At 72.0% G+C, this 11,706-nt stretch carries 12 protein-coding genes; 6 read left to right on the forward strand and 6 right to left on the reverse strand.

Annotated elements, in window-relative coordinates:
• Nucleotides 1-10: 10 nt before the first annotated feature.
• Nucleotides 11-1,537: a DUF4185 domain-containing protein gene (locus tag ACFQS9_RS11050; protein WP_378404456.1), complete on the reverse strand. Its 1,527-nt coding sequence runs from the start codon at nucleotides 1,535-1,537 to the stop codon at nucleotides 11-13.
• Nucleotides 1,538-1,686: 149 nt separating this feature from the next.
• Between ACFQS9_RS11050 and ACFQS9_RS11055 the strand changes: the two genes are divergently transcribed.
• The 4 genes from ACFQS9_RS11055 to ACFQS9_RS11070 all read left to right on the forward strand — a co-directional run bounded on the left by ACFQS9_RS11055 (nucleotide 1,687) and on the right by ACFQS9_RS11070 (nucleotide 5,288).
• Nucleotides 1,687-2,289, forward strand: a complete 603-nt coding sequence (locus ACFQS9_RS11055; RefSeq protein ID WP_378404457.1) for a TetR/AcrR family transcriptional regulator — start codon at nucleotides 1,687-1,689, stop codon at nucleotides 2,287-2,289.
• Nucleotides 2,286-3,482, forward strand: a complete 1,197-nt coding sequence (locus ACFQS9_RS11060) for a DUF418 domain-containing protein (protein WP_378404459.1) — start codon at nucleotides 2,286-2,288, stop codon at nucleotides 3,480-3,482. Before ACFQS9_RS11055 ends, ACFQS9_RS11060 begins: the two co-directional genes overlap by 4 nt.
• Nucleotides 3,472-4,521: an alpha/beta hydrolase family protein gene (locus tag ACFQS9_RS11065; protein WP_378404461.1), complete on the forward strand. Its 1,050-nt coding sequence runs from the start codon at nucleotides 3,472-3,474 to the stop codon at nucleotides 4,519-4,521. Before ACFQS9_RS11060 ends, ACFQS9_RS11065 begins: the two co-directional genes overlap by 11 nt.
• A 221-nt stretch (nucleotides 4,522-4,742) precedes the next feature.
• Nucleotides 4,743-5,288, forward strand: coding sequence for a hypothetical protein (locus ACFQS9_RS11070; RefSeq protein ID WP_378404463.1), 546 nt, complete (start codon nucleotides 4,743-4,745; stop codon nucleotides 5,286-5,288).
• 18 nt (nucleotides 5,289-5,306) lie between these two features.
• Here ACFQS9_RS11070 and ACFQS9_RS11075 read toward each other — a convergent pair whose 3' ends face one another.
• Nucleotides 5,307-6,578, reverse strand: coding sequence for an MFS transporter (locus ACFQS9_RS11075; RefSeq protein WP_378404627.1), 1,272 nt, complete (start codon nucleotides 6,576-6,578; stop codon nucleotides 5,307-5,309).
• Between the two features lie 99 nt (nucleotides 6,579-6,677).
• Nucleotides 6,678-7,625 (reverse strand): NAD-dependent epimerase/dehydratase family protein, encoded by a 948-nt coding sequence (locus ACFQS9_RS11080; protein ID WP_378404465.1) that lies wholly within the window; start codon nucleotides 7,623-7,625, stop codon nucleotides 6,678-6,680.
• A 137-nt stretch (nucleotides 7,626-7,762) separates the two neighbouring features.
• Here ACFQS9_RS11080 and ACFQS9_RS11085 point away from each other — a divergent pair, with 137 nt between their 5' ends.
• Together ACFQS9_RS11085 and ACFQS9_RS11090 are read left to right on the forward strand one after the other, a co-directional pair.
• On the forward strand, nucleotides 7,763-8,467 hold the full coding sequence (locus tag ACFQS9_RS11085; RefSeq protein ID WP_378404467.1) for a TetR/AcrR family transcriptional regulator: 705 nt from the start codon (nucleotides 7,763-7,765) through the stop codon (nucleotides 8,465-8,467).
• Between the two features lie 63 nt (nucleotides 8,468-8,530).
• On the forward strand, nucleotides 8,531-9,136 hold the full coding sequence (locus ACFQS9_RS11090) for a YqgE/AlgH family protein (protein ID WP_378404469.1): 606 nt from the start codon (nucleotides 8,531-8,533) through the stop codon (nucleotides 9,134-9,136).
• Between the two features lie 16 nt (nucleotides 9,137-9,152).
• On the opposite strand, the gene ACFQS9_RS11095 is transcribed toward ACFQS9_RS11090, so the two are convergent.
• From ACFQS9_RS11095 to ACFQS9_RS11105, 3 genes are read right to left on the reverse strand one after another with little or no spacing between them, the layout of a single operon-like run.
• Nucleotides 9,153-10,151 (reverse strand): bile acid:sodium symporter family protein, encoded by a 999-nt coding sequence (locus ACFQS9_RS11095; protein ID WP_378404471.1) that lies wholly within the window; start codon nucleotides 10,149-10,151, stop codon nucleotides 9,153-9,155.
• A gap of 58 nt (nucleotides 10,152-10,209) precedes the next feature.
• On the reverse strand, nucleotides 10,210-11,178 hold the full coding sequence (locus tag ACFQS9_RS11100; RefSeq protein WP_378404473.1) for a DUF1648 domain-containing protein: 969 nt from the start codon (nucleotides 11,176-11,178) through the stop codon (nucleotides 10,210-10,212).
• A gap of 38 nt (nucleotides 11,179-11,216) precedes the next feature.
• Nucleotides 11,217-11,693, reverse strand: coding sequence for an SdpI family protein (locus tag ACFQS9_RS11105; RefSeq protein ID WP_378404475.1), 477 nt, complete (start codon nucleotides 11,691-11,693; stop codon nucleotides 11,217-11,219).
• Nucleotides 11,694-11,706 lie beyond the last annotated feature (13 nt).

The raw sequence follows: 11,706 nt of genomic DNA on the forward strand, positions 1-11,706 counted from the left end.
ACGATAGGCCTCAGCGCAGCGTGGCGCGCATCAGATAGACGTTGTAGCTGTCCCACTCGGACATCGTGAAGTACACGTCGTCCTCGGTGGACCAGGGGTGCAGGAACCCGCCGTACAGCTTCGGGTAGTCGGCGCTGCGCACCATCGGGATGCCCTCCGACCACGAGCCCTGCGGGCTGTTCGCCTGGCGCAGCACGATGGTCCCCGCCGGGGTGTCCAGGTAGCTCATCTGCCAGAGGTCGCGCGACTCGTCGTAGCGCACCGACAGCTCCGCGGCCACACCCTTGAGCACGGGCGTGGGCAAGTGCTCGCCGACCGGGGTCCAGGACCCGTCGACCCAGTACTGGTACGCCGACTTGTTGAGCACCTGGTCCCTGGCCACCCGGGCGAGGGCGATGGTGCCGAGCCGTCCGTTCGGCGTGCCGAACATGTAGACGTGGTCACCGGCCGGGACCATGCTCGCGACCTGGAACTGGTTCAGTCCGAAGATGTTCTCCCACTTGGCATACGGATCCTTGGTCCAGGTCTGCCCGTTGTCGTCGGAGTAGGCGATGCCGCCGTGGTTCGTGTACCACATGCCGGGGATCATGCTCCAGCGTCGAACCGACATGTAGCTCATGTACTGCCGGTCGCCGATCGCGAATCCGGAGGTCGGGATGGTGGTGGTCTCCCAGTTCTTGATCTTGCGGCTGCCGAGGAGTTCGGCGGCGTGGCACCGGCTGTCCTGCACCATGGAGTCGAGGGTCAGGCCGTCGGAGAGATCGCGGTCGGTGCTGTGCCCCAGTACATTCGAGCGCCAGTCCTGACCGTTGGCGCCCGGCGGGGCCCAGTCCCGGCCGAAGGTGTCGCCGAACGCGATGGCCACCTCGCCGGGCCTGCTCTCCCACATGATGCCGAGATCGGTTCCGTTGACCTGCCACCGCTTGTCGGTGCGGTTGATCGAGCCCGGACCGGTGAGCTGGGCGACCAGGGTCACCTCGCCGACCTCCGGTGCCGGCGCGGCGGCATCGACCGGTCCCGGTTCGACGGGCGGGGACTGTGGGACGGGCGGCGGGGGCAGCGGCTGACCCGGACCGGGAATGGGGATCGGGATCGGCTCCGGGTCGGGGCCGATCGAGAACCGCGGCACCGACGAGCCCCACGATCCGGACCCCGACGACGACGAGCCCGATTCGGACGATGCCGAACCGGACCCCGACCCCGAGCCGGACCCGGAGCCCGACTCGGGCTGCTCGGGTCCGGGGTCGGTGAGGTCAGGGCACGGATCGGCGCACGGGTCCGCCGGCAGCGGGGCCTGCGGGATGCGGGTCTGATCCTGCGGTGGGTCGGGCACCGGCACGGGAACGATCTGCGGCCAGGGGATCTTGATGTCGATTCCGCCCGGGGCTCCCGACTCGTCACCGGCGGAGGGGTCGAAACCCGTCTCCCCGCAGGCGTTGGTCGGCGCCGGCGCCGCGGACGCGGGTGACGCACCGAGCACCGAGCCCGACGCCGCGACGGCGAGGGCGAGCAGTGGTGCGCTGACACGACGGATCACGAAGTCCCCCTATGGCATTCCCGGTCGCCACCGCATCCGGGTGGGTCACGGCGATCGTTCCTGTGAACTTATCAGAGGGCAACGATTCCCGTCCTCCATTGATTAAGTGACCACTCAATGTATTATTGCCGCAGTCGAGAGGAGGACGGATGCGCACCGTCGACGAGGCCGCCAGGGCGGCGAGGCAGGCGGCCCTACTGGACGCGGCCGCACGGTGTTTCGCCGAGCGTGGATACAACGCGACCCGCACCGCGGACATCTGCGCGCTCGCGGGCATGAGCGCGGGCAACCTCTTCCACTACTTCCCCACCAAGCACGCCGTGCTGCTCGCCCTGGTGGAACGGGACGGCGCGCAGACGGCCGAGGAGATGGCGGGTCTCGCGGCGGCGGCCGATCCGGTGGCCGCCCTCCTGGCGCTGCTCGACGAGATCTGCGCGCTCGCGGCCGATCCCGTGTATTCGGGTCTGGCGTTGGAGATCTCGGCCCTGGCGCACCGCGACGAGGACGTCGCGGTGCGCTTCAAGGCAAACGACCTGGCCTTCCGGAAGGGTCTCGCCGACCTGGTCGAGAGGGCGGAGCGGGACGGCCGGCTCGACACGGATCTCACCGCCGAGCACGCGGCGACCTGGCTGGCCGCGCTGGTCGACGGGCTGTTCGCCCGGGTCGCCGCCGACCCGGAGTTCGATCCGCGGTCCCAGGCGCCGGTCCTGCGCCGGATCGTCACCCAGCTGCTCGCGGGCGGCCCGCAGTGACCGTGCGTGTCGACGTCCCTGTGGCGCCGGCCCGACTCCTCAATGTGGACGCGCTGCGGGGATTCGCCCTCTTCGGCATCCTGGCCGTCAACGTCTGGGCGTTCGCCGATCCGTACTACGCCTCCCCCGAATCGAACCCGACGTTCGATTCCGGGCTCGACCATGCGATCCGGTTCGCGATCTCGCTGCTCTTCGAGACCAAGTTCTACCTGTTGTTCTCGTTCCTGTTCGGCTACAGCTTCACGCTGCAGATGGCGGCGGCCGAGCGGGCCGGGACGGCGTTCATGCCCCGGATGCTGCGCCGACAGACCGGGCTACTGGCCATCGGCCTGGTGCACGGGGCCGCGCTGTACTACGGCGAGATCCTGTCCACCTACGCGATCCTGGGCCTGATCCTGTTGGCGTGCAGGCGCATCGCCCCCCGCCGGGCCGTGCAGCTCGGTATCGGACTGGTCATCACGGTCGGCGTGGTGTGGATGCTCCTCGGGCTGGCCACCCTGGCCGAGGGAGGAGCCGCCGCAACGGCCGCGTCGGATGCCGCCGTCAAGCTCACGGCGTTCGGCGGTGACGCGGCCGCGACACTCGGCTTCCACTCCGGGCACCTGCCCGAGACCGTCGCCGCCATCGTGGCCCTGCAGGCGCCGAGCGCGATGGCCATGTTCTTCTTCGGATTCGCGGCCGGCCGGGTGCAGGTGTTCGCGAACCCCGACCGCTTTCGGCCCCTGATGCGCCGGATCCTGATCTTCGGGTTCCCGGTCGGCCTGCTAGGAGCGCTGGTCTACGCGCTGGCGGCGGCCTACGCGCCTGGCGGCGGCGTCGAGACCTTCGCGTTCGGGCTCGGGCAGCTCACGGCGCCGCTGCTCACCGCGTCGTACGTCGTGGCCGGGCTGATGCTGTTCCGGACCGACCCCGGCAGGCGGGTCGAGGCGGCGCTGGCCCCGATGGGCAAGACCGCCCTGACCAACTACCTGTTCCAGTCGCTGGTGCTCGGAGTGCTGTTCACCGGCTACGGGTTCGGCCTGGTCGATCGGCTGTCCCCGCCGGCGGTCGCCGCGGTGGTGCCGCTGATCTTCGCGACCCAACTGGTGCTCAGCCGGTGGTGGCTGCGTGGGCACAGGTACGGTCCGGCGGAGTGGGCGCTGCGCGCGATCACCATTGCCGGCATCCCGCCGTGGCGGCGTCATGGCGACTGACGCGTCACCGTCGCCGCGGCGCCGATGGCTTCGCCGTGGGGTGGGCGGCCTCGCGGCGCTCCTGGTCCTCGTCCTGATCGGCGTGCTGGCGGTCATCGTGGGCAACAGCTACGCGCTCCGGGAGGAGGGCGTGACGATCACGACCGCCGCCGGCCCGTTGCGCGGTGTCCTCGCCCTCCCGCGCGACGTGAACGGGCCCGTCGGGCTCGTCGTCTTCGTGCACGGGGACGGGCCGGTGGAGGCGACCAGCGAGGGATTCTATCGGCCCATCTGGGAGGCTCTGGCGGCGGCGGGCTACGCGTCGCTGTCGATGAGCAAGCCGGGAGTCGTTGGTTCCCAGGGCAATTGGCTCGAACAGTCCCTCCATGATCGAGCGGTCGAGGCCGAGACGTTGATCGACTGGGCGCTCGATCGCCCCGAGATCGACCCGAGGCGCATCGGGCTCTGGGGAGCGAGCCAGGGCGGCTGGGTCCTGCCCGAGGTCGCCGTCGACCGGCCGGAGGTGTCCTTCGTCATCGCAGTGTCACCGGCGGTCAACTGGCTCGACCAGGGCCGGTACAACCTGCTGGCCGAGCTCGACGCCGCCGGGGCCGGCGAGGCCGAACGCCTGGCCGCGATCGCCGAGAGCGACGCGGTCCGCGCGTTGCTGAATCGGAACGCCACCCATGAGGAGTACCTCGAGGCGTCAACGGACGACGAGCCCATGGACCGCGACCGCTGGGGATTCGTCCTGCGCAACCACACCGCCGACGCGACGGCGGCACTCGGGGAACTCGGGCGCAGCGACATCCCGGTGCTGCTCGTCCTCGGGGAGGACGACCGCAACGTCGATGTCGACGACACCCAGCGTGCCTACGCGCGTCTGCTCGGCGACCGGCTCACCACGGCACGCTTCCCGGGCGCCGCGCACACCCTCGCCCGGTCCGGCGTCGAGCAATCGGCGCTGTGGGGAGTCCTGGTCGGGACGTTCGCGCCGCGCCATGTCTTCGTTCCCGGTTATCTCGACGCCCAGCGGGACTTCCTCGTCGGTCTGCCCTGATCGACTCAGCCCGCGAGTTGCCGTACCTCGCCGAGATGATCGTCGATCACGCCCTGCAGCCGGGCTACGACCACACCAGCGAGTTCGGTTATGGCCTGGACCTGATCCTGGATGCGCTCGAGGCGCGCCGGCGGTAGGGCCCGACACCCGCCCCGGGATGTCCACCTCGCCCTCCCCGGGGCCGGTCGGAACCGGCGTCGCCGCGCCCGCGTCCAACACGTATGGGACTGGTGGAGTACTCGTTCGGCACCGGTGACGGCGCGCCGCAGGACTGGGTGTCCGAGGCCGACCTCGATCTCGGCGGCACCGGCACCGCCGACGCGGTGTGCCTCGACTTCGACGGCGACGGGTTGCTCGACGATGCCATGTGGGACAGCGACGGGGACGGGCGCGCGGATCGTTCGGTCCTCGACGTCGGTGACGAGGGCCGTTACTTCGCGGACGCGTCGGGTGCGGGGGTCTGGGATCTCGAGCTCACCGCGCCGGAACCCGCGCACGAGTTGCGTTGGACGGACGCCGCCGGTGCGGCCAGGAGCGTGCCGGGCGACGGCGGGGTCCCGGTCGACGTCGATCTGGACGGGGACGGGGACCCGGACGTCGCGGTGATCGACACCGACGGGGACTCGCTCGTCGACGTCACCGTGGTCCGTGCCGGACCGGGCGGCCGCGCCGCCGCGATCGAGGTTGACGAGCGGTCCGACGGACGGGCGGACGTGACGCTGTCCGACACCGACGGCGACGGCCGGCTGGACGCCGTCGCCCGCTGACCCTCCCGATCGTCGGGGTCAGCGCCGCGGGCGGCGCAGCGAGTTCGCCGCGACCGCCGCCAGGCCGGCCCCGTACGCCGCCGCGCCCGCGAAGACGAGTCCGGGCGTGCGGCCGTCGGCGGCGATGACCGTCGCCGCGGCGGCCAGCGCGGCGATGAAGGCGATGTTGAAGACGGTGTCCTGCAGAGCGAACACCTGCCCGCGCCGGTGGTCGTCGATGTCGATCTGCATCGCCGCATCCCCGGTGAGCTTGATCGTCTGGCCGGCGAGGCCGAGCAGGAACGCGCCGGCCAGCAGCATCGGCTGGGTGAGCGCGGAGATCACCGCCAGCTGGACGACCGTGGCGAACACCAGCGCGCCCACGACGGTCGGGGACCGGCCGATGCGTGGGATGAGAAACGGTGTGACCGCCGCGGCGAGGAGCATGCCCACCGCCGCCGCGCCGACCGCCACCCCGAATCCGGCGAACCCGCCCGGCAGCGATCCGGCCGTCGAGGTGTCCCGCAGGAGCAGCACCATGATCAGAGTGTTGATCCCGAACACGATGCGGTGCACGCCGATACCGATCATCGCGGTGGTGACGCCCGGTGCCTGCCACACGGCGGTCGCGCCGGTGCGCAGGCCGGCCAGCACCGCGCGGACCGCGTCCAGGCCCGTGGGACCCGAGCGGTCGAGGTCGCCGGTCGGACCGAGGCGGTGGGCGGCGAAGCCCGCGGCGGCGAGCGCACCGACCACCGAGCCCGCCGACGCGACGGCCACCGCGAGGCCGGAGCCGCGGTCCCCCTCGCCGAGTACCCCGATGATCGCGACCGCCGTCCCGGCCCCGGCGGCGGCGACCCCGGCGCCGGCGGTCGCGAGCACGGAATTCGTTGACACCAGCCAGGATTGGCGCACGACGTTCGGCAGCGACGCCGAGACGCCCGCGAGCACGAACCGGCTGACCCCGACCGCGGCGAGGGCGAGCAGCAGGAGCGGGGTCTGCGGTCCGCCGGTCATGAGCACCGCTGCGGACGCCAGGATCAGGCAACCGCGCAGCAGGTTCGCCCACATCAGCACGGCGCGCCGGTCCCAGCGGTCGAGTAGCGCGCCGGCGAAGGGGCCGACCAGCGAGTAGGGCAGCAGCAGCACCGCGAATCCCGCGGCGATCGCGAGGGGATCGGTCTCCCGTTCGGGATTGAACAGGATGGCGCCCCCGAGTGCGGCCTGGAAGAGGCCGTCGCCGAACTGGCTCGCGAACCGGACGGTGGTGAGCCGGCCCAGCCCGGGCGATCGGCGCAGCGCGTCGAGCAGGCCCGTGCGCCCGCGCGTCGGGTGGGGCGGGGTCGGATCCGGTGGCGTCGGCTCCCCCGGCGTCGCGCTTCCCGGCGTCGAGTTCACCACCCGGTGACCCTATCGCGGCGCCGGTGCGAGCTCCCGTGCGCGCCACCACCCGACGGTCGCGGCCGCCGCCTCGGCCAGCGGGGTCGGCGCCAGGCCCAGCAGCCGCTCGCTGTTGCTGGAGTCGAGCACGAACGGCCGCTCGAACTGGTACAGCATCTCCGCCAGTTCGCGGCTGTCGCCGTGCACCAGCCCGGCGCCGCGCAGCAGCCACCCGGGCAGCACGCCCGTCTTCGGATCCGGCACCCCCGCCGCGGCGGCGTAGGCGTGCACCAGCGCCCGCTGCGTGATCGCGGCCCCGGTCGGCGCGTGCAGGACCGAGTTCCACAGCGCCGGGTCGGCGGCCGCGGCGATCATCGCCGCCGCGAGGTCGGGCACGTAGGTGAACGAGTGCGGCGTGTCGAGGCCGCCCATCACACGAACGGTCTTGCCCGCCAGGATGTTCGGCACCATCCGCTCGCCCGCGTGAGCCATCAGCACCCGGGGCCCGAAGAAGTCGGAGGCGGCCACGCTGACGGTGGCGGTGTCCGACGCCTCGCGCTGGCGCAACAGCTCGGCGCGGACGCCGAGCTTGCCGCCGCGGGCCTCGCGCGGGGTGCTCTCGGTGATGGGGCCGTCGACCTTCCCGTACGAGTACAGGCTCTCCGGGAACACCACCAGGGCGCCGACCCGGCCGGCCGCGGCGAGCACGGCACGTTCGGTGGGGGGAAGTTCGCGCCGCCAGGCCTCCGCCGAGTAGGCCGAACCGTGGGTGCAGTGGAACACCGCGCTCGCGCCCTCCACCGCGGCGTCGAGCGCGCCCGGCACCGAGACGTCCACGCGCAGTCGTTCCACGAGGGGGTGCTCGGGGCCGGAGCCGGACCTGGTCAGCACCCGGACCCGGTGTCCTTGCGCCGCCAACTGATCGGCCACGGTCCATCCGACGGGCCCGGCTCCGGTCACTACCTGCACTGTCGACATCGCACTCACTCCTGGTGTGGTCTCGGGTCATTGGAGAGCACTGCTCTCGAAAGCAACTCTGCACCCTGTCCGCGACAATGTCAAGAGCAGTGCTCTCTTTTGTTGACAGTGCTCACCAATCCGGTCAGGCTGGTGCGGTGACCAGTACCCCACGCGAACGCGCACGCGAGCAGACCCTGGCCGACATCACCCGGATCGGCCGTCAACACCTGGCCAGGGACGGGGCGGCGGCGCTGTCGCTGCGGGCGGTCGCCAGGGACCTCGGGGTGGTCTCGTCGGCGGTGTACCGGTACGTCGGCAGTCGCGACGAGCTGCTCACGCTGCTCGTCGTGGAGGGCTACACCGAACTGGGCGACGCGGTGGAGGCCGCGGTGGCCGCCGTGCCCACCGGCGATCCGCGGGCCCGGCTGCGCGCCCTCGGCCACGCGGTCCGGGACTGGGCGCTGGCCGAGCCCGCCTGCTACGGGCTGCTGTTCGGCAGCCCCGTGCCCGGCTACCGGGCGCCTGCCGAGCGCACCACCGGGCCGGGTACCCGCGTCATCGGGGCGCTCGTCCGGATCTTCGACGAGGCCGACCGCGCGGGTGATCTCGTCGTCCCGCTGTCGGTTCCGCTCGCCGAGTCGCTGCGGGAGAACCTGACCGCCCTCCGGGAGGAGCTGGGGCTCGGGTTGTCCGAGGAGGCGCTGGCCCGGGGGGTCCTGGTCTGGTCGTCGTTGTTCGGCGCGGTGAACTTCGAGGTGTTCGGGCAGTACGGGGCCGGCACCTTCGCGGACCCGCGGGCGCTCTTCGAACATCACCTGTCGGTGCTCGACGAGGTGCTCGGGTTCACCCCGCAGGGATGAGGCGCTGCGGCGGTGCGCGTATTCCGCGACACGCGTCCGGAGCACCGGTGCGATGATTGTCCGGTGGATCACGCAGAGGAACCCGAGGACCGGATGGCGCCGACCGAACCGATCGTGCGTCCGGGCAGCCTGCTGATCTCCTCGACGGAGCTCACCGAGCCGGCCTTCCGCCGCACGGTCGTCTATGTGATCGAACACAACGATGCGGGCAGCCTGGGTGTGGTGATCAACCGGCCGAGCGAGACCGCGGTGCAGGCGGTGCTGCCGCAGTGGACCGAGCTGTGCGCCAATCCGCGTGCCCTGTACATCGGCGGGCCGGTCAAGCGCGACTCCGCGCTGTGCCTGGCCACGCTGCGCACCGGGGCGAACATCGACGGGGTGTCCGGGGTACGCCGGGTGGACGGCCGGGTGGTCATGGTCGACCTCGATTCCGACCCGGGCACCGTCGGTCCGCTCATCGAGGGCATGCGGGTCTTCGCCGGGTACTCGGGCTGGACGATGGGTCAGCTCGACTCCGAGCTGCAGCGCGACGACTGGACCGTGCTCTCCGCGCTGCCATCCGACGTGATCGGTCCGCCGCGCGTCGACCTCTGGGCGCACGTGCTGCGGCGGCAGCCGCTCCCCCTCGCGCTGCTCGCCACGCATCCGATCGACGTCGACCGGAACTGACCCACCGGGGTCGGGTTCACCGGCCGGGCGCCGAGCCCTCCAGCGCGGGGTCCTGGCGGCGGGCGAACCGCTGCGCCAGCGCCGCGCACACGATCAGCTGGATCTGGTGGAAGACCATCAGCGGCAGCACGATCAGGCCGACCGGCTGCCCGGCGAACAGCACCGAGGCCATCGGCAGGCCGGTGGCGAGGGACTTCTTGGAGCCGCAGAAGAGGATCACGATGCGGTCCGGCCGCGAGAAGCCGAGCGCGCATCCGGCGACGGCCGTCACCCCGAGCACGATCGCGAGGATCGCGCAGCAGACCGCGACCAGTGCCAGTACCCGCCAGGCGGACAGCCCGGTCCACGCGTGCTCGTTCATGCCCGCGCTGAATGCGGAGTACACCACCAGCAGGATTGACCCTCGGTCGACGAGCTTGGTCGGTTCGGCGTATCTCCGCAGCCAACCGGTCACCCACGGCCGGATCAGCTGGCCGATGACGAACGGCAGCAGTAGCTGCAGCACGATGTCGACGATCGAGGACGCGTCGATGGTCGCCTCGCCGGTGGTGTTCATCAGCAGGATCACCAGCAGCGGGGTGACGAACACCCCGATGAGGTTCGAGAACGACGCGCTGACGACCGCCCCCGCGACGTTGCCGCGCGCGATCGAGGTGAACGCGATGGACGACTGGACGGTCGAGGGAACCAGGCACATGTAGAGCACGCCCGTGTACAGCTCGTCGGTGAGGACCGTGGGGGCCAGCACGCGCAGCGCGAGGCCGATCAGCGGGAAGAGCAGGTAGGTCGACGCCAGCACCACCGAGTGCAGCCGCCAGTGCCTGAGTCCCTCGAGCGCCTCGCGGGGGTGCAACCGGGCGCCGTAGAGCAGGAACAGCAACGCGATCGCGATCTTGGTGGCCCAATCCAGCACGGTCTGGCCGCCGCCGGATGCCGGGAAGACGCTGGCCACGACGGCCACCGCGATGATCGACAGGATGAACCCGTCGATGTAGAACCTGCTCAAGAACTTCACATGGGTAACGGTAATCCGGCCCTCGGCGACGCCGAGCAGGCATTGCCCGAGGGACGCGTCAGGCGCCGCCCAACCGCCGGTCCGCCAGGGCGTTGAGGGCGCCGGCCAGCTCCTCGGCCCGCGGCGTGGTGACCGTCAGCCGTTGCCCGTTCGCGGCGGTGAAGACCACCGCGGGCCCGGTCGTGGTGACCAGGCCGTAGTTGCCGCGGCCCTTGAGGCGCAGCCCCCAGCCGCCGAAATCCCGGGACGGGTTCACCTCCTCGACGTCCGCCCCGACCAGCTCCTCGACGCCGTAGCCGACCGCGGTCATGCCCATGTTGCGCACCCACAGCCCCGTCTCGTCGAGGGTGACGCGGAAGCGCAGCAGCCCGACCGCGAGGAGGGACACCGGAACGAAGACCGCCAAGGGCCACCACGAGCCGGCCCGCGCGCACAGCCCGGCGGTGATCGCCGCGCCGACACCGACCAGCACCGCGGTGGTCGCGGGCCCGAGTCCGAGCCGCAGGGTGATCGGCAGGTTCACCGGCCCGCGCGGCAGTCGCGGATCCGGCGCCATGGTGGCCGCGGATCGTTCGCGGTGATCGCGCAGCGTCGACGCGCCGACCAACCCCACTGCCGCGCCCGCCCCGATGCCGAGCCCGATCCACGTCATCGGCAGCTCCGCGCTCACGGCCGATGCCAGGTCCAGCTGGGCGGCCAGCAGCGCGATCCACAGCGTGAGCAGCAGGCCGACCACGGTCAGGCCGACGAGCAGCATGGTGCGGCGCATCATCAGGAGGGCGCCCGCGAGCGCGGCGATCGCGCTGGCGCCGCATCCGACCAGGACGATGACGATCACCATGGTCCACGCCAGCGACCACGGCGTGCTGTAGCCGTCGGGGTCGGTCCCGGACCAGTGCGTGGCGATGTTGTCGGGCAGGCGAGGGGCCCAGAGGAGGGTGAGCGTCAGGCCGACGGCGGCCGCGAGCGCGGGCACACCGATGCCGAACAGGACGCCGGCCGGATCGAAGGTCCGGGAATTGCTCATGGGCGCCGATTCAACCAGGCGGCCGCGTGCAGACCCGCTCAGCTCGGCAGGCAGGCGCCCTTGAGGGCGCAGGACCCGCAGGAGTCCATGCCGCAGTCCGCGGCGGCCGCGGCGTCGGCGGGGTCCTCCGCGGCGGGCTCCGTGGGGCTGCCGCAGCCGCAGTCGTGGCCGCAGCCCCCGGCCGGGGCCGCTGCCGCGGCGGCGCGGGCGCCCATGCTGCCGCCGTACCCGGCCGTGGCCAGGGCCGCGACCACCGCGACGGCGACGGAGAGCAGCCCGCCGGCCGTGCCGAAGGCGAGGGCGCCCAAACCGCCGATGACCAGCAGCACCGCGGCGGCGGCCATGGTGGGCGCGGCGATGCGGTTGGCGAGACGGAAGGCGTCGTCGCTGGCGAGGGTCTCGGGGGTGGTGACCCCGGCCCAGCGGTTGCGAGGCAGCCGGCCGGTGATCCCGGCGACCGCCACCCCGCCGGCGGCGAGGGCGACTACGAACAGCACGGTTGCGACGATGACCACGGGTCCAGGGTAG

Source organism: Rhodococcus daqingensis, assembly GCF_042665615.1.
Lineage (GTDB): Bacteria > Actinomycetota > Actinomycetes > Mycobacteriales > Mycobacteriaceae > Rhodococcus_G > Rhodococcus_G daqingensis.

Excerpts from the sequence above, each read along its gene's own strand:
- ACFQS9_RS11100 (WP_378404473.1), bottom strand. The coding sequence starts at position 11,178 with ATGAGCAATTCCCGGACCTTCGATCCGGCCGGCGTCCTGTTCGGCATC.
- ACFQS9_RS11080 (WP_378404465.1), bottom strand. The coding sequence starts at position 7,625 with ATGTCGACAGTGCAGGTAGTGACCGGAGCCGGGCCCGTCGGATGGACC.
- ACFQS9_RS11070 (WP_378404463.1), top strand. The coding sequence starts at position 4,743 with ATGGGACTGGTGGAGTACTCGTTCGGCACCGGTGACGGCGCGCCGCAG.
- ACFQS9_RS11065 (WP_378404461.1), top strand. The coding sequence starts at position 3,472 with ATGGCGACTGACGCGTCACCGTCGCCGCGGCGCCGATGGCTTCGCCGT.
- ACFQS9_RS11055 (WP_378404457.1), top strand. The coding sequence starts at position 1,687 with ATGCGCACCGTCGACGAGGCCGCCAGGGCGGCGAGGCAGGCGGCCCTA.